13 protein-coding genes and 1 pseudogene are annotated in these 18,413 nt (G+C 35.6%); 7 read left to right on the top strand and 7 right to left on the bottom strand.

Translation table 11 applies throughout. The features are described from left to right. Nucleotides 1-12 precede the first annotated feature (12 nt). The 4 genes from GQ45_RS02900 to GQ45_RS02885 all read left to right on the top strand — a co-directional run bounded on the left by GQ45_RS02900 (nucleotide 13) and on the right by GQ45_RS02885 (nucleotide 4,041). Entirely contained in the window at nucleotides 13-438 is a 426-nt protein-coding gene (locus GQ45_RS02900) for an OsmC family peroxiredoxin (protein ID WP_047414937.1), read from the top strand. Further along, the gene (locus GQ45_RS02895; protein WP_047414935.1) at nucleotides 435-1,490 is read left to right on the top strand and encodes an NAD(P)-dependent alcohol dehydrogenase; all 1,056 of its coding nucleotides are present in this window, start codon (nucleotides 435-437) and stop codon (nucleotides 1,488-1,490) included. The genes GQ45_RS02900 and GQ45_RS02895 overlap by 4 nt, the downstream gene beginning before the upstream one ends. A 217-nt stretch (nucleotides 1,491-1,707) precedes the next feature. Beyond that, the gene (locus GQ45_RS02890; protein ID WP_231555145.1) at nucleotides 1,708-2,487 is read left to right on the top strand and encodes a class I SAM-dependent methyltransferase; all 780 of its coding nucleotides are present in this window, start codon (nucleotides 1,708-1,710) and stop codon (nucleotides 2,485-2,487) included. Between the two features lie 201 nt (nucleotides 2,488-2,688). Then, entirely contained in the window at nucleotides 2,689-4,041 is a 1,353-nt protein-coding gene (locus GQ45_RS02885) for an ATP-binding protein (RefSeq protein WP_081980855.1), read from the top strand. 176 nt (nucleotides 4,042-4,217) lie between these two features. Here GQ45_RS02885 and GQ45_RS02880 read toward each other — a convergent pair whose 3' ends face one another. Further along, the gene (locus GQ45_RS02880; protein WP_047414933.1) at nucleotides 4,218-6,245 is read right to left on the bottom strand and encodes an NADPH-dependent 2,4-dienoyl-CoA reductase; all 2,028 of its coding nucleotides are present in this window, start codon (nucleotides 6,243-6,245) and stop codon (nucleotides 4,218-4,220) included. Between the two features lie 215 nt (nucleotides 6,246-6,460). Between GQ45_RS02880 and GQ45_RS02875 the strand changes: the two genes are divergently transcribed. After that, entirely contained in the window at nucleotides 6,461-8,410 is a 1,950-nt protein-coding gene (locus tag GQ45_RS02875; protein WP_156125337.1) for a PQQ-binding-like beta-propeller repeat protein, read from the top strand. A gap of 667 nt (nucleotides 8,411-9,077) precedes the next feature. On the opposite strand, the gene GQ45_RS02870 is transcribed toward GQ45_RS02875, so the two are convergent. Then, nucleotides 9,078-10,175: a DUF6544 family protein gene (locus GQ45_RS02870; protein WP_047414929.1), complete on the bottom strand. Its 1,098-nt coding sequence runs from the start codon at nucleotides 10,173-10,175 to the stop codon at nucleotides 9,078-9,080. A gap of 9 nt (nucleotides 10,176-10,184) precedes the next feature. Beyond that, nucleotides 10,185-10,757, bottom strand: coding sequence for a porin family protein (locus tag GQ45_RS02865; RefSeq protein WP_047414927.1), 573 nt, complete (start codon nucleotides 10,755-10,757; stop codon nucleotides 10,185-10,187). 573 nt (nucleotides 10,758-11,330) lie between these two features. Here GQ45_RS02865 and GQ45_RS02855 point away from each other — a divergent pair. Both GQ45_RS02855 and GQ45_RS02850 read left to right on the top strand, forming a co-directional pair. Next, nucleotides 11,331-11,612, top strand: coding sequence for a type II toxin-antitoxin system ParD family antitoxin (locus GQ45_RS02855; RefSeq protein ID WP_231555144.1), 282 nt, complete (start codon nucleotides 11,331-11,333; stop codon nucleotides 11,610-11,612). Then, nucleotides 11,599-11,889 carry a type II toxin-antitoxin system RelE/ParE family toxin gene (locus GQ45_RS02850; RefSeq protein WP_047414924.1) on the top strand — a complete coding sequence of 97 codons (291 nt, stop codon included), beginning with the start codon at nucleotides 11,599-11,601 and terminating at the stop codon, nucleotides 11,887-11,889. The genes GQ45_RS02855 and GQ45_RS02850 overlap by 14 nt, the downstream gene beginning before the upstream one ends. Nucleotides 11,890-12,628: 739 nt before the next feature. Here GQ45_RS02850 and GQ45_RS02845 read toward each other — a convergent pair. From GQ45_RS02845 to GQ45_RS18195, 4 genes and pseudogenes are all read right to left on the bottom strand, one after another. Beyond that, nucleotides 12,629-13,957: a hypothetical protein gene (locus tag GQ45_RS02845; protein WP_047419959.1), complete on the bottom strand. Its 1,329-nt coding sequence runs from the start codon at nucleotides 13,955-13,957 to the stop codon at nucleotides 12,629-12,631. Nucleotides 13,958-13,994: 37 nt separating this feature from the next. Continuing rightward, nucleotides 13,995-14,564, bottom strand: a complete 570-nt coding sequence (locus GQ45_RS02840; protein WP_231555143.1) for a DUF2202 domain-containing protein — start codon at nucleotides 14,562-14,564, stop codon at nucleotides 13,995-13,997. Between the two features lie 686 nt (nucleotides 14,565-15,250). Beyond that, on the bottom strand, nucleotides 15,251-17,995 hold the full coding sequence (locus GQ45_RS02835; protein ID WP_047414922.1) for a prolyl oligopeptidase family serine peptidase: 2,745 nt from the start codon (nucleotides 17,993-17,995) through the stop codon (nucleotides 15,251-15,253). Between the two features lie 112 nt (nucleotides 17,996-18,107). Then, nucleotides 18,108-18,313 (bottom strand): annotated as a pseudogene (locus GQ45_RS18195) (IS1595 family transposase); the annotation flags it as partial. Nucleotides 18,314-18,413: the final 100 nt, after the last annotated feature.

Here is an 18,413-nt window from a genome sequence, read left to right as displayed (position 1 = left end):
AATAAAAGACTAATGAAATTTACTAGAAAAGCAAATGCCGAATGGAAAGGCAGTGGAAAAGATGGAAAAGGAAAGCTCAGCACAGCAAGTAAAGTTCTTAATAATACCGCTTATTCGTTCCATACTCGGTTTGAGGATGGAGAAAAAGGAACGAATCCTGAAGAATTGATAGGAGCAGCACACGCGGGTTGTTTTGCCATACAATTAAGTTTCTTACTAAACGAAGCTGATTTTACAGCAACAAGCTTAGATGTTGCAGCCACCGTTAGTTTTGAAGACGGGGCAATTACAAAAATCAATTTAAATTTGGAAGGAGATGTACCAAATATAGATGCAGAACAATTTCAGCAAATAGCGCATAAAGCGAAAGAAGTATGTCCTGTGTCTAAAGTATTACAGACAGAAATAGTTTTAAAAGTAACCTTAAAAAACGCATAAGTATGACAACGATAAAAGCATATGGTGCCACGGCATCAACCGAAGATTTAAAACCCTTAGACATACAAAGAAGAGCAGTAGGAGCAGCCGATGTAAAAATTGACATCACCTATTGTGGGGTATGCCATAGTGATATTCATACGGTAAGGAACGATTGGAAGGGATCTACCTATCCAGTAGTACCAGGGCATGAAATTATTGGCCGTGTCACCGAAGTAGGGGCAAATGTTAGCCATTACAAGATAGGCGATTTAGTAGGTGTAGGGTGTATGGTAGACTCGTGCCAGACTTGTAATTCTTGTGAACAAGATTTGGAACAATTTTGTGAAAAAGGAGCTACGTTCACGTATAATAGTGCTGATCCACATATCGATGGGAAGCAAACATATGGTGGGTATTCAACGTCTGTGGTGGTGGATGAAAAATTTGTTTTACGTATTCCAGAAAACTTAGACGAAGCAGCAACGGCTCCTTTATTATGTGCTGGAGTAACTACATGGTCTCCCTTAACCCATTGGAAGGTAAAAAAAGGAGATAAAGTAGGGGTTATCGGCTTAGGAGGTTTAGGGCATATGGGTGTTAAGTTTGCCAATGCACTAGGCGCCCATGTAGTCATGATTACGACATCACCTGAAAAAGGAAAAGACGCCAAAAGATTAGGCGCACATGAAGTTTTAGTCTCTAAAGACCAAGACGACATGAAAAAGCATCAAGGAAGTTTCGACTTTATATTAAATACCATTCCAGTAGGTCATGAAATGGATCCTTACCTAGGTTTGCTTAAAATTGATGCCACGATGGTTTTAGTTGGGGCCGTAGAGCCTTTAAAGCCGTTTCATGGTGGTAGCATTATTATGGGGCGCAAGCGTATTGCTGGCTCTTTAATAGGCGGTATCAAAGAAACCCAAGAGATGTTAGATTTTTGTGGAGAACACAATATTACGAGTGATATTGAGCTCATCAATATGCAAGATATCAACACCGCATACGAGCGTGTAACGAGTAATGATGTAAAGTATAGATTTGTTATCGATATGAAATCGTTAAAATAAAAAACGAGTTCTAAAGTTTTAAAAAAGGCCTCATAAATAGTTATGAGGCTTTTTTTTGTTCAAGGTCTCTAAAAATAAATCGATTTTAGGTAATTTTTGAAATTTGATGAGATAAAAAGCAGCTAAAAATAAAAGCTACTTGAAGCTTTTGTATTTTTGTTTTAATTGGGTGTACGCCAAAAATAAGCTGTAAGAAAATAAATTAAAATATATTGAAATGAAACTAGGAGATAAAAATGATAGGCTAAAACTTTCGACAAAACAGGCTTTTCTAGTGCTTATGATTAGTACCCTGATGTTACCATTGCAGAGCTGTAAGAGTCAACAAAAAGAGACTCCTGCTTCCGAATCAAGTGAAATATACACCTACAAACGCAATGACCCCAATGGTATAGGAAAGTGGTATCAAGGAAGGGAGATTGCCCATGTTATGGGTTTTCAAGGTATGGAATGGCTCAATAGACCTGAACGAGAGCAGGAAGAAAGTGTTTCTCGCCTATTAAAAAATTTAGACCTACAGGCTACCGATGTTATTGCCGATATAGGGGCGGGATCAGGATATCATGTTTTTAAAATGGCACCTGTGACCCAAGAAGGTGCTATTTATGCCGTAGATATTCAAGAAGAAATGCTGGCCGAAATGAGCTATCAAAAGGAACGTAACAGTATTGCGAATGTCTATTTGGTAAAAGGAAGCGAACAAGACGTGAACTTACCGGAAAATAGCATCGATAAAGTACTAATGGTAGATGTGTATCACGAATTTGAGTATCCGCTTGAGATGCTTTTAGCAATAAAAAAAGCACTAAAACCAGAGGGTAAAATTTTCTTGATAGAATACCGCGGCGAAGACCCCAACATACCCATCAAGATAATTCATAAAATGACAGAGGCACAAGCGGTTAAAGAGTTCAAAACTGCAGGCTTTACACTTTTAGAAAATAAGGATAATTTGCCTTGGCAGCATTGTATGGTATTTGAGCTGAAATCGGAATAATGACAGCTTGTGCCGTTTTAAACGAGCAATACTTATGGTATGACGGTCTTTTGAATACCAATACCCGGATTAAGGAATAAATTTACGGAGTAAATTAAGTAATACAGATTATATTTTAACTTTTGTAAGTTAAATCTGTAAATAGTATCTTTGGACAATGAAAAATAGCCTACTTTTTCATTTCAAAACGTGAAAATTAAAATGAAAAAGGAACAGCAAGAGGAAAGCCGCACAACTTTAAAAAACATAGAGCACCATACCAACACCGATGATCAACGTTTTGTTAAAGATAAAATTATTGAAAGGCAGCTGCGCTTTCAAGACTTATTGATAAGTATTTCTACTACCTATATCAATTCAGATTTAACCGATATTGATGCCTTGATTGGAAAATCCTTAAAACAAATTGGAGAATTTGTGGGTGCTGACCGGAGTTACATTTTTTCTTATGATTTTGAAAACAATACTACCTCAAACACTTATGAATGGTGTGCTAAGGACATTGCACCCGAAATAGCCAACTTACAGAATATACCTACCGATGTTATTAGCCCATGGCTCGATGCTCACCGCCAGGGACAGGCCTTTTATGTAGAAGACGTGAGTCTTTTACCTGAAGATGGTGAGCAAGGTCTTCGTGCTATTTTAGAACCACAAGGCATTAAAAGTTTAATTACCATACCCAAGATTAAAAACAAAGAATTAATCGGTTTTATTGGCTTTGACGCGGTACATAAAATAAATAGGTATGAAGAAAACGAGAAAGATATTCTTTTTGTATTTGCCAACATGCTGGTGAATGTGATCCAACGAAAAGAAAATGAAGAACAGATTAGGGCACAAGAACAGAAAAAAGAAGAATTGCTTAAAAATTTGTTCCGCCAAAATGAAGAGCTCAATGAGTATGCCCACGTGGTGTCTCACGATTTAAAAGCTCCCCTTATCAATATTCATTCTTTGGTACATTGGTTTATGGAGGATCATAAGGCAGCTTTGAATGAAAATGCTCTAAAACCTTTACATCAAGTATTGTTTAATGTAGAAAAAATGGATTTTTTGATCAAGGGAATTTTAGATTATTCTACCATAGATAAATTAGAATCAGAGGATCGCCTCATTGATTTTAATATACTGGTGAACGAAGTGGTACAAACCATTTTATTGCCGAGTCACGTAAAAATAAGCATCCAAAATACACTGCCCTCGGTATATGGCAATGCTTGGAGGTTTCGACAAGTATTTCAAAATTTAATTCAAAATGCCATTCACTATAATGACAAGGAAGAAGCACTCATTGAAATTGGAGCTACTAAAAAAGGAGCACATTTTGAGTTTTTTGTAAAGGACAACGGAATAGGAATTAAATCGGATTATTTTGAAAGAATATTTAAAGTTTTTACTAAACTAGAAAGTACAGGACTGTCTTCTGGCGTTGGACTTTCTATTGTCAAAAAAATCATCACATTTTACCATGGGTCTATTTGGTTAGAAAGTGAAGAGGGGGTCGGTACTACGTTTTATTTTACTTTTGGCCAAAATAATGCGATGGCTTAGCAAAAAATGCTATAAAGTAACGTGAAGCAGAGCCTTGTTACGAAGTTCATAATCTTCTATTTTCAACAATAAAAATCTTGTAAAGAAACATTCTTTTAAAAAAAGAACAAAGTAGAGCAGGGTAGTTGTGCCATGGTAATTTATACGGATGAATAAGTAAATTTATTTTGTGATCGTTAAAGTATGGCGGCTAATCTACAGGCTTGGTTTATGGCGCGTTTTGCATCCAATTCAGCAGCAACCGCTGCACCTCCAACGACGTGTACTTTTATACCTATGGCTTCTATTGGCGCCAATAATTCTGCCAATGGTACTTGACCCGAGCAAATGACAATCGTATCTACAGCCAACACTTTTTGAGCTTTATTTTGAAGATAATGCAAGCCCTCATCATCAATTTTGGTGTACTGCACCTCGTTGATGAACTGTACTTTTTTCTTTTTCAAGGTAGAACGATGAATCCAGCCCGTAGTTTTGCCCAATTTACCACCAAATTTACCCTTGCTGCGCTTAAACATGAAAATTTCCCGTGGTGATGGATGCACTTCTGCGCTTACACCTTCTGTTCCGCTTCTAGCCTCCATTGTTTTATCAATACCCCATTCTTTTAACCAAGCGTCAATATCCAAGGAAGTGCTTTTACCTTCATGTGTTAAATATTCACATACATCAAAACCAATGCCTCCGGCACCAATAACGGCAACACGTTTACCAACCGGCTTTTTTAACTTTAAAACATCAATATAGCTTAAAACTTTAGGATGATCAATACCTTCAATTTTTGGGATTCTTGGTTTGATTCCTGTAGCCAGGATAACCTCATCAAAATGGCCATTTTTTATATCTTCGGCAGTTACCTGCGTATTTAATTTTAGAGTAACACGATGTAACTCTATTTGCTTATTAAAATACCTAATGGTTTCGTGAAATTCTTCTTTCCCTGGAATTTGCTTGGCCATGTTGAATTGTCCTCCTATTTCGGTATCGGCATCAAAAAGGGTCACGTCATGTCCGCGTTGTGCGGCAACGGTTGCAGCAGCTAAACCTGCAGGACCTGCCCCAACAACAGCAATTTTTTTCTTTGTTTTCGTCGGAAGATAATTCAGTTCCGTTTCGTGGCATGCTCTTGGGTTTACCAAACAACTGGCTACTTTGCGTTCAAAAACGTGGTCTAAACACGCTTGATTACAACCAATACAGGTATTTATTTCGTTCGCTTTGTTCATTTCTGCTTTATGTACCCATTCCGGATCCGCTAAAAATGGGCGTGCCATCGAAATCAGGTCTGCATGACCTTCTGCCAAAATATTTTCAGCTGTTTCGGGCATATTTATTCTATTCGAAGTAATTAAGGGAATCGAAAGCTCTTCTTTCATTTTTTGGGTAACCCAAGTAAAGGCAGCTCTTGGTACTGAGGTTGCAATGGTAGGTATACGGGCTTCATGCCACCCAATTCCGGTATTTATAATGGTGGCACCCGCTTTTTCTATAGCTTTGCCTAAGGCTACCACTTCTTCCCAAGAGCTGCCTTTTTCCACTAAATCTAACATGGATAAACGATAGATGATGATAAAATCGGTTCCTACCGCTTCACGCGTTTGCTTTACCAATGCGATGGGTAATCGCATTCTATTTTCGTAGCTTCCTCCATAAGAATCGGTACGCTTGTTTGTTCGTTCTACAATAAATTGATTGATTAAATACCCTTCAGAACCCATAATCTCTACACCATCATAACCTGCTACTTTTGATAGTTTAGCAGCGTTTACAAAATCACGAATGGTACGATCAATTCCGGCTTTCTTTAGTTTAAAGGGTTTAAACGGACTAATAGGTGATTTTAGGGCAGAAGGTGCCACTGCAAACGGATGATATCCATAACGTCCGGCATGTAAAATTTGCATACATATTTTACCACCTGCTGCATGCACCGCATCTGTAATTACCTTATGGTGTTTTGCATGTTTTTTGGTACTCATCCGTGCAGAAAAAGGTCCTGTCCAGCCCTGTACATTAGGTGCAATACCCCCAGTAACAATTAAACCAACGCCACCTTTGGCGCGTTCTGCATAATAGGCAGCTATTTTTTCTAAGCCATTTTTTTCTTCCTCCAATCCGGTATGCATAGAACCCATGATAATTCGGTTTTTTAGGGTGGTAAATCCTAAATCTAAGGGTTCAAAAATATGAGTATACTTGGTCATTTTTCTTTAGGTTATTTAGGTGCGGTTAGGATGCACGCAGAACAATGGGTAAGATACGTTTTTTTAGCATGACAAAATTTAAACAGCGACAGGGTGCTAGGTGCTGCAGGCCTGGGCATAAAGGTCTATAAGATTGGAGTCTTGGCTCAGATAATACGGAATAGATTGTACTAAATAGGGAAGTACTACGTTCTAAAAAGACTAAAAACCAAAATATGAGCCAGATAAAACCACTTTTTTTATTATTGATCGTGTTTCCATTACTATCTTTTTCACAGGTAGAAATGAAATGGAATAAAGAGGTACCTACTAAAATTTTATGGCAAGAAGTTACTTCATTGGGCAACCTTATCGTTAGTTCAAGAGAAGAATTGCTAGGTATCGATACCGAAACAGGTAATATTAGTTGGGGAAAAAGAGCCTTTGGCAATTTGGAGAGAGCTGCTTTCGAAGAACTTCCCAATAGTCCGTTTTTTTCGGTAACCACAGACCAAAGCTTACATCTGATCGATCAGTTTAGCGGCAACGAAGTCTTTAATTCTAAAAATGCCGGACTTCAAAAGGTGGATAGCTATCATTTATTGTATAATTCAGATGCCATTCTTGTTTCTGGAACGGATTACAAGGGAGAACCGCTCATGGTTTCCGTAAGAATGTCAGATGCTAGTTTGTCATGGTCTATGAATGAGAAATTTGGTCGTATCGTTGCTGCCAATGAACTTGACAACCAAGAACTACTCATCGTAACCTTGTTCAACAACTACAAACTTAATACCGATACCGGAGATGTACTTTGGAAGAAAACGAACTCTAGGGAAGCGGAGCAAATCGATAAAATGGGGAAATTTGGGGCCTTATTAAAGCAGGCTGCAGAGCATGTATCTAAAGATATGGATATACAACTAAACTATTACCAGCCCGAAGGCAGTGATGTCTTCTATTTGGCGTCACAGAAAGAACGACAAGGTGGCATGACCACATCCTCTGGTACTACCACTATGAACTATACCAATCACTATAACGCCTATAATATCAATGACGGAAGTTTGGTATGGAGCGAAGAATTAACGGTAAATGGAGCGCTCAGCCAGGTTAATTTTTTAGATAATGGAATGCTTGTGTTGCCCGATGACGGGAATAGAACAAAAATAAACCTATTTGACTATAAGACCCGTGAAGGACTTTGGGGGAAAAAGGGCAATGGTATCGCCATCAAAGGTGGCGTGTATGATTATTTAGATTCTGGTGATGGTATTTTGCTGGTATCACGAACTGCCAATAAAGATTTTCTCAATTATTTAGACCCAAGCCTTGGGGCCATTACCTTTGAAAAACCTGTTAGAGTAGATGGTACAGTCGTTGGGATTGTGCCACTAGCAAATTCAATCCTCTATATTACGACCGAATCGATGAACATTTTAGATCCTAATACGGGTGCGCTAAAGTGGGAAAAAAGTATTCAAACCAGCCCTAGACTTACCGCTGCACATCAAGATAAAATCTATGCTTTTGATTATAGTTCCGGACTTTTAAAAGTTGTGGATAAGTCAAATGGTCAGGTCAGTGATTTTTCACAAGTAGCACTTCGATTTGAAGGCAAGGAATCCCCTTCGAATCTGGAAATTTTGGAGGATGGTATTTTTATACACTCCGATCAGAATGTTGCCAAATTTAATTTTGATGGGGCTCTGGTCTATCAAGAATATTATGCCGCACCGAAAGAAGCTGGTTGGAAACGTGCATTGCTGTATGCTTCATCGGTGCGGGCTGCCTATATTGGGGCCGCCTCGTACTATGTTGCAGGTACCATGGCCGCAGCCGAAAATGACCTACGTCAAAAAGACGAAGTAGCAGGAGAACTGGTAGCTCAAATAGGCAAGGCCTACGGGGATTTGGGAAATGCCGCTTCAAGTTATGCTGGTGCTGCCTTTAGAAAGGCGAATGCCCGACTCAAAGCCACTAAACAAGGTAGGGACTTTATGTTCATCATGTCAAAACAAGAAAAAGACATTGTATTGCTAAAAGTTAGTAAAACTACGGGTAAAGTAGCGGGTACAATTAATCTTGGTACGGACCGTGAGCCCTTATATGCCGTTGACGATATTACCGGACAGGTGTATTATCAAACAGGAGACGCTGCACTTACTTCGTATATGGCGCGCTAACAGATCACCTTAAAAAATACCTTGCATATAGGTTTACCAGTATGCAAGGCATTCTATTAAAACAGCTTTTACCTATATTTTACTAAAAAGAATGTTTCTGGGATATTTTGCCTAACACTACATTATAGCTACTTGGATTAATCTTTGTTGGAATTATGCCAGCGCAGCAGCTTTCTTGATCAGTTCTTCAGCCACTGGCTGAATTACTAATGCAAAATGCACTAAAATATTCTATGTGGAGTCTGTCCTGAGGCAGTCGAAGGGTACCTTGAGCTTTGGGTGGTATAACAATGAAAGGTCTGGTAGACCTTTAGTTTTTTGAGCGGGTTGATGCGCTGGCAAAGTTGTTACTACAGTTTATTGAAAAAATTTAGGCAAAAAGTTTCTTCTACAATGCGAATGAATTTCGTAGAAATCATGAGCTCCGCTAAAACAATAATACCCTTGCGAATTAAACCCTTTAGGGTTCACGAGCTCCTTATTATCAAATAGGAGTAGAGTGCGTAAACACTTTTTTTGCAACTAGCCTGTGGTAAGCAGAGCCGAACCATAGGAGGGAAGTGACATCGACGAAGGAAATACATAAATTACATTAAAAGACAATTAGAATCATATGAATAAATGTGTGTGGCTTTGCACATTTTATTGTGGGTTGAATTTTTAATAGTTAATAAATTTCATGAATATTATATTCCATGTCAACAATTTCAAGGTTAAGCCAGTTAAAATCACCTTCTTTAAGTTTCCATGTTACACGGCATTTATAAGGGATTTTAATTCCCTCAAAAACTTTATAATCTTCAACAGAAATAACCCATTTTTCGAGTTTAGTATTTTTTCCTCCACCATAATAGCGGTCTGCTTCGAAAGAAACTATATCTCCATTTAAATTAAATTTAAAAACACCTGAAACACTCTTTTGATTCATCTTAAAGGTTGCCTTAGCAGATGTTGAATCGATGGTTTCCCAAGTGATATAATCATTTGAAGCACCAGAAGGAAACCAACAAACCTCTCCTAAAAACCGAAGCATGGTACCTGAGTTAATTTGTTCATTATCGGATTCATCTACAACTGGAATTAAAGAAGCTAATTTTATAAGCATCGAACCTTTACCATGATTAAACTTATCACGACCAATCATTTTTATGTTTGAAAACGCCTCTACTTCGGTACACCAAATAAAACTTGGGTGTTCAATATTATAATATTGTGTAGCCTTAAAAGGCATCCAACTTGCATCTGGTTTGGTACGCATTTCTCCGGTTTGTTTTAATCTCACAGAAACCACTTTTTGTTTTCCAACAACTCCGGATGTATTCAACCATTTTTGAACAATTTCTGGCAAATGATTATAATCTTCTTTGGAAATTATAGTCGGATTATTTGAACTGTTCGCCATAACTGCATGTACCTCTTTTTTAATCATTACATTGAAATGATAATTGCCAAAAGCCGAAATACTGACCAAAAGAATAATCACATTAGGCATAGTGCCAAATTTTGCATCCTTCCAAGACATTACGATTACTATTTGTGAGAGAACCACAGCAATAATGACGACAAAAAACCACCAATCTTTTTTCAATATAAACGATATAGCACCTACTACTAATAGAATAAAAGTTAACAACCAAAGTATTCCAATAGGTTTTGAAATGCTTTGGGTTAATTGATTTATTGATGCAAATTGAAATGCTTTTACAAATCCAATCAGATGGATAAGTCCATGTAGTAATAGGATAAAAGAAAAGGCAAATTTCATTATTCAGTTTTAAAACGTTTTTGCAATGCCTACGCCAAATACAAAGTAATTAACATCAATATTTGAGGTAATTTCTCCTAGTTCAAGATCTCTGGAAAGTGCACGATAACCTATTTGTGGTCTTAAATGCCAGTTACTTCCTAGCGCGTAATTAATTCCAGCTCCTAGTTCCCAACCAAGACCATGACCAGAATCTTCAACAATGTCGCCATCGTTGTTTTCGAGTTCAATATGATTATAAATTCCACCAGCTCTTACTAGATACGATAGTTTTTCAGAAGTTCCTAAAGAATGTACGAACTGAAATCCAAAAGTATATCCTGTTTCATCAAAATCAAAATTAGAATCCTCAAGTTTAAAGTTATTGTAACCCCAACCTACATAAGCTCCTAAATGCTCCATAAAGCGGTAGCCTATGGCGGACTCAAAACCAAATCCTGTTTTGATATTTGAATCCCCAAAATCCGACGTTGGTATGTTAACTCCAGGCCGCACTTCAAGAGACCATTTTTCCTGTGAAAACAGTACTCCGCTCATCCATACCATTAAAAGCGTTAAAATTAAAATTTTTGAATTTTTCATGATTTAACTATTTAGCATTAAACACTTTATAAATTTAGGCCATGAAAATATGTGTAGGAATGATAATTATCAGTTTCATAAATTTTTTTAAAGCGAGTTTAGTAGGTAAAATTGAACCTAGATGTTTAATTCGGACTCATAAAATTTTAGTTCATGGATTGTTAGTTGTTATCATTTATGCTATAATGTTCTGCGTGGAGCGTGTCCTGAGCATAGTCGAAGGGTACCTTGAGCTTTGGGTGGTATAACAATGAAAGGTCTGGTAGACCTTTAGTTTTTTGAGCGGGTTGATGCGCTGGCAAAGTTGTTACAAAAGTTTCTTAAAAATATTTATTCTAAAAGTTTCTTCTGCCATGTTAATGACATCGAGTTTGCGAGGTGCATGAACTCCTTTAAAACAATATTAACATTGTAAATAAATACTTTTTATGCTAGCCTGTATCGAGTGAAGTCGAGATGACGATAGGAGCGAAGTGGGAATGTGTATGGAATGGGAATAGTTACTAAATACATGAAATTAGCACTCTATTTTTTTGTAATATTCAATCGAATACATTAAATTGCACCAATAGTATGATTATTAAAACAAAAATACGCATGTCTACCATTAGAAAAACAATAACATTTACTGAAAAACAAGATAAATGGATAAAATCACGAATTACAATTGGTGAATTTACTAATGATAGTGAATATCTTCGTGATTTAGTAAGACAGGATCAGGCAAAAAATGCTAAATTTTCCGCACTAAAAGCAGCCATAACAGAAGGTATGGAAAGCGGTATTCGCAATAAATCTGTTCCAGATATTATGAAAGAAGTTGAAGAACGTATGAGAGCAGATGGGCGTTTATAAAGTATCTGGAAAGGCCGAAAGTGATCTTACAAAAATGTACGAATATGGAATTGAAAGGTTTGGATTGAAACAGGCGCAAGAATATTTATTTGGAATACACGATATCTTTCAAGTTTTATCCGATAACATCAATCTTGGACGCGATGCTTCAGAATTTGTATTCTCATTAAAAAGGTTTTCTTATAAATCTCATACTATTTTTTATTTAGCTACAGATATTGATATTTTGATTGTTCGTGTACTGAATCAAAGTATGGACTATGATACTACTTTATAACTATATATTAAAATTATGAGAATGGTTTTGGTGTCGTTTTCTTTTAGTTGAGCATTAAAGCTACTTGGATTAAACTTCTGTAGAATTTCGCAAACGCGCCATCCTTCTTGATTATTGCTTCAGCCACTGGCTAAACCAATATGCAAAATGTACTATAATGTTTCGCGTGGAGCCTGTCCTGAGCATAGTCGAAGGGTAAATTGAGCTTTGGGTACGACATAAAAAAGAGATGAGAATCTTTCTTTTTTGAGCAGGTTGACGCACGGGCAAAGTTGTTTCTAAAGTTTCTTTAAAAAATTTATTTTAAAATGTTTCTTCCACAAGGTGAAGTAAACCGACCCTTATGCGAGTTTCATAAACACTTTTAAAAACAATAAAAATCTTATGAGTCAATGTGTGTGGAATGGATAAGAAATCAACTTTGCTCTTTTCTAACTCCAAACTGCTAACCATTATTAAAAGTGCATGAATATATGTTTTGAATAGAAGTGAATATATATCATAAACCTTTTATCGTATTGGGTGTGTAGCATAAAGAGTATAGAAAAGACCCTTTAAAAAATGAATGTTTTTTCAAACCAACCAATCAAAAATCGCTGGCAGAAATTGTCAGCTTGTATCTTTGAGAATCTTAAAAGAATCATACTATAATTTCTTATTATTTGTCTATTAAACGCTCTTTTATGGTTCTTTGAAGCGGCAAACAAATTTTTATACACTTGTTTTTGAAGAAATATGACTAATGCTTTAAGATGAAAACTTTAAAGGCTTGATTACTTGCAACGCTTTGAGTACCATTATTTTTAAAAAAAATGTTTTCTTCAGAACTTTCTATACCTCCATATATGTAACCAATTAAGGTTTTTTCTTCTTTTAAAACAGTAAAATTTAGAATATCATTTTCTAAATAGATTGTTTTGTCTGACAAGGGAATAAATTCAGCTCCAGATCCTAAAAAAGCAGGCATCTTTACACCCAGATCCTTTTCTTCCATCGAACCGTCTTTGTGCCTGACAACCAAGCTTATGGTTTTTACAAAAGGTACTTCATCATCTTTAACCAATTCACCATCTTCATTGAATTGATACTGACTTAACCCACCAAAGAAAACAGTCATCATGTTGTTGGTTTCTGCATTATAAATTGGCACTTTAGCACTGTGATATTGACTTAAGTATTGATTAAAATCATTATTAACCTCAAAACCAGATTCTGTAACATTTACAGTATTTAGCCACGGAACATTAGCGTCATATTGAAAAACTCCGCTAAACATCGTAAAACCTGGTGTTGCATCCGGAAAAATCTGTGGTACCATATTATAATCTCTTCTATGAAGATTTTGAGAGTCTTTTTTCGCAGCGTAGTTACTGATCGATAAATCAACACCATCATCTATTATTTTAAATTTTCTAATTTCATTGGTATACTCTTGAGTAAACCCAGGACCGTGATTTGGTCCCATTGGATTATATCTGCCTTCAAAGTATTGACCGCCACACAAGTAAAAAGTGTCATTCAATAATCCAAGTTGTCCACCTGTTACTGCCATATTTGAGTCTGATATCTGCCTAAAGAAACTAGAAATATTCGATTTGTTTATAATGGCTTTTACGAGGCCATCAATATCTATAGCTGTTAAATATGGATATGTGATATGATTAGCTTTAGTTTCACTATAGCCATAGCCACCTATCACATAGAGCGAGTTAGCTCTTTGATGAAACTCCTGATTGGTAGACTGCAATTGTTCAAAAATAGAAGTTGGTAGAACACTTAAATCTGTTTCCCAAGTTTTATTACCAATAGGATCTATTACAAATACTGAGGTGTTATTTTCTTTTTTTAAAAAAGCTTCAAACGGTCTTCGTTTATGCAAGCCATCTATACGACCACCTAGTATTAACCATTTACCATCACTAGTTTTTCCCAATGAGTAGGATTGAATCCCAGGAGCTTCGTTAATTGAAAATGGTTCTATTTCTATTGTAAACGGTTCTTGTGCTGATGAATTACAGCTTGATAGAGTAAAAGTTATAAGGAAAGCAAAAGTGATGTTTAGTTTCATTTATTCGGTTTTAAAATATGTTTAAACGAGGTTAGGGTTAATTACATTGTTCCTTTTCAGAGTTTATGATATTATCAAACTGTTCTTGCGATATATATTGTGGCACATAACTTCCTCCTAAATTTTCAATTACAGAGATGAAACTTCTTAGATGATTGCGCGATCCACATTGTAAGTTTTCGAAAACTGATAGTAAAGCAACATTTGAGGTAAGGTCAATATAATCTTGTAAATCACGAATGTCCAAATCTTCAATAGTAGCGCCTATGGTAAGGGCATTATTCATACTAATTGATCCATCGTCTACAAATTGGTCATATAGATTTTGTATTTCTGTATTCATAAATTCACCATAGGGCAATATCTCATAAGGAACATTGCTTTGGGTCAGTAAATTGGCAACAGCATTCATATGAGATTGCTCACTGTTTTTGATATTACCAAATTGGTTTATTGACCATAAATTATCTAAATATTCATAGGTGTCGCGCGCTAATTTTTCTTCCTCTAACATGAACAAAAGAGCATCTTTATCTGTTTGATTAAGCGCTGTATTATTTATAACTTGTTCGGTATCATTATTACTACAAGAGCTTAAGAAAACCATACTTGTTACTATTACAATTGTACCAATCGCTTTTACTTTTTTACATCTTTTCATCATAGCTTATTTTTATTTTGACTACTAATTTTCTTTATAAATTAGACCTAATTACAGGTATCGTCTTAAATTATTGAATAAAATTAAACTATAACGGCATTATCTACAGTAACGAAAGTTACATAGTTAAAAATTCGACAAAAAACGAATACAAATATTCGATAAGATCCATAATCTGATCTGGAAAGTAATTTTAAGACGTGCTCCTTAGAAGGAAGATATACAGTGTTCAAGCCGTATAAATCTATGCCATACCTAAGTTGTTGCCTCATAAAATTTTAGTTCTTGGATGGTTCATTTTTTTATAGGAATTCATGAATTTCCTTCGTCGATTTGGTTAAAACGATTGGAAAAATGAGCGTCCATATTTTAGGCGCGTGAAAATAGATGTGAGCTTAGGAGCATTTATTTTTCGAAACCACAATTAGCTTTTACATAATTACTATCGATTTAGGTCTGGCAGCCATTATATCTGCAATTATGTCAAATATCACCCAAAAGCGCTATTTCGCTAATTGTTGTAAAATGTCCTATAATGTACCGTGTGGAGCCTGTCCTGAGCATAGTCGAAAGGTAACTTTGCTTAGGAAAAGCTTTTAACTGCTATTAGCTTTCATAGTTCTTATTCAAGACTACTTTGCTTTATCATAAAGCTTTTTAAGGTGCGGTATACCATCTGCCATCCATTTAGGAATTTCTTTATCCATTAAATAATGGTCAAAATATTGTTTCATTCTAATTTGAAAATCTTTTTGATTGGCTTCTCTACTTAAATGATGTGGTTCTCCAGGATAAGATAAGAAAATCACTTCTTTGCCTAGTCTTCTTGCTGCGTTGTAAAACTCAAGTCCTTGCGTCCAATCTACGGCTCCATCAGCTGTTCCATGCAATATCATAAATGGTACTTTAATGTTTTTAGCATGAAACATTGGGTTTTCTCGCTGATAGATTTCACGATGTGTCCATGGTGTAACACCTCTTCCCATTCTTACTTGTCCAATTTCCATAATACCATTATGGTTGGTTCCTGTGTTTCCGTAAATATTATTGTAAAAACTTTCAAGATCTGTAGGTGGTGCACCAGTTACGACACATGCAAACATATCTGTTTGTGTGAGTATAAATGAAGATTGATAACCACTCCAACTGTGTCCTTGTAATCCTATTCTTTTGGGATCTGCATACCCTAAATCAATTACTTTCTGAGTTGCAGATGTTATACAGTCTAAAGAACTTGTGCCTGGTTTTCCTACCTCATAAACATTATCTGGTTGAAAGAATAAATAACCATTACTAGCATAAGTAGAACCATGTGGACGGTCATCATAAGTAGGCATATAATAACGATGATGTCTATCAGACATTTTCTCGTAGAAATACACAACCATAGGATACTTCTTCCCCTTTTCATAATTTGCAGGAAGCGTAAGTGTACCTTGTAATTTTTCTCCTTTACTGTTGGTATAATCTATTAATACTTTAGAACCCCATTTATACTCTTTTTGCTGAGGATTAGCATCAGTTAACTTTTGTGGTTTTTTAAAAGATGTATTGCTAACATAATAATCTGGGAACTCGACAAAAGATTCTTTAGTGAACACAACATTATCAGACTTTTCTGCTTTCATAATTGTTGTAAATGCATAGTCATCAAAAAGTAATGACTTCGGTTTTTCACCTATTTTTAATTCATAAAAACCTGCCTTTTTTGTCCATTCTCCATAGGCATTTAAAAGTAGTGGTTCTTTTGTGTCTATATATGGGGCATTAGGGTTTAGGTTTTGGTATCTAAATCTTGTTTCTTCTTGGTCTCCAAAGCCCTGTGTTATATTCTTAACAACTGAGCCATCTAATTTTAATGACCATAAATCATATTTATGATTTAAGATAATAGAAGTACCATCTTTTGTCCATCCTGCTACACCATAAGGTGGTTTTTCATGAGGATAGGGATGTTCTAAATTCATAAAATTAACATCAGCAGATTTAGAGATATTGGTTAGTGTATTGTCTGCTAAGTTTATTATATGAATAGCTGTGTCTTTCTGTACAGCGTAGTAATTTCCTTCAGGAGAGTAGCCTAAAGGTCTTTTGATTAATTTAACTATAAGATCTCTTTTTCCAGTTTTTAAGTTAACACGATACAAATCTTCAGGAGATATACCCCAGTTTACATCATTAATGTAAGGTTTTGGATCGCTACCTACCCAATACTCTGAGTTTCTAGAGAACAATAAATTACGCATACTATCATCTGTAAGCCTAGTAAATACATTATTATTAAATTGGAATGATGCCCAATATGTAAAGTCTCGGTTGTCATTTTCCCTACTTCTCTGTACAGAATTAATAGTTTCATCATTCCAATGAAAAACATCAAGATTGGCAATAGTATCCTTATCCATCTTCATTTTTTCCTCTTGCTCTTTAATTCCAAACAAAACAAAACTTCCATCATTACTAAATTGCAAGCGTCCCTTCTCACTAATTACAAAGTTATTCGGGAAATTGGTTTTTTCATTCACATTTAAAGTTCTTTTAATTGGGTTTTGATGCACGTTAGAGACTGTTAAAAGCATATTGTCTCTTTGCGCTAACGTATCTATTGTTTTTCCTTTTAATACTGCAATTTGAGTGCCTTTATTACCCCAGTCTTCCTTTAGTATGTTAGCGTCGTCCCAAATAAGACTGCTATATGTTTTTCTATCACTGTCTAAATTTTGTAGTTTATTTTTATTAAGGTCGTATACATATAAACCGTTACCAACCATTTCAGCTGCATCAATAGTATATGCTAAGTGACTGGAGTTTTTATTAAATGCAAATTCGTAAACATTTCCAAAGTTTAAGCTAGCTAGCGTTGTTAAATCTACGACTATCAAATCTTGCCCTTTGTGTTCTGATTTATCACTTTCTGATTTTTCTAGAGATATCGCAAAATACTTTCCATCTTCAGAAAATGTCATCGACGTTGCTCTTTTAAAATGGATAGAATCACCAGTAATGAGATTTCTTAACTCAGCTGTTCTGAATACTTTTTTACTTGACTTTTTTAGCTCTTTAGTGGCTTTTATTGATGGCGAAATAAGGTATGCTGCCCATTTACTATTGCTAGAAAATGAGGGTGAACTTGCATGAGGGATACGATATGTAAAATCTGATGTTTTTGCACTTGTTTTTTTAACAAATAAAGTGTCATCACCTCCATTTGGTCTAAGACCATAAGTAAACCACTCGCCATTAGGTGAGATTTTTGATGATACAATACGTTTCCATTTGCTATAATCTTCTAATTGGAGTACTTTATCTTGGGCTGTACTTATAGTACTAAAGAAAACAGTAAATACTATGCTAATACATACGAAGTTTTGTTTCATGTTATTTTAGTTATTGGTTAGGTTGTTAAATTCTACATCATACTATTTCTATAAAGTATTAAGAACTAAATCTTAAAAACTAAGATAGTGTTTTTTGTATACTTGTAATTAGTCATATCCCCAGTCTACCAAATATTTTTACTCCGAAGTATCTTCGGTTACGTTTGTTGGCAAATTCATTTACAAAAAATTGAGGCTATTTTTTTTGATTTTATGGGAAGCACTCACAAAATTTCGCTTTGCATTGGGTATTGAAATATGAACCCATTTTAAGGTTTCGCTTGATTTTTCACTTATATGTAGCTCCACGTCTGAAGAATTTTATCAGCTTGGTTAGCGGTTTTCAATAGATAATTTAGTATTTGAGACATGTGCTTTTAGTTGTTTATTCTCTATCCGAAATTAATGTAAAGGTCAA

Origin of the sequence: Cellulophaga sp. Hel_I_12 (assembly GCF_000799565.1) — a bacterium.
Classification (GTDB): Bacteria; Bacteroidota; Bacteroidia; order Flavobacteriales; family Flavobacteriaceae; genus Cellulophaga.
Note: the sequence above shows the minus strand (reverse complement) of the source record. Positions and strands in the feature narration are given on the sequence as shown.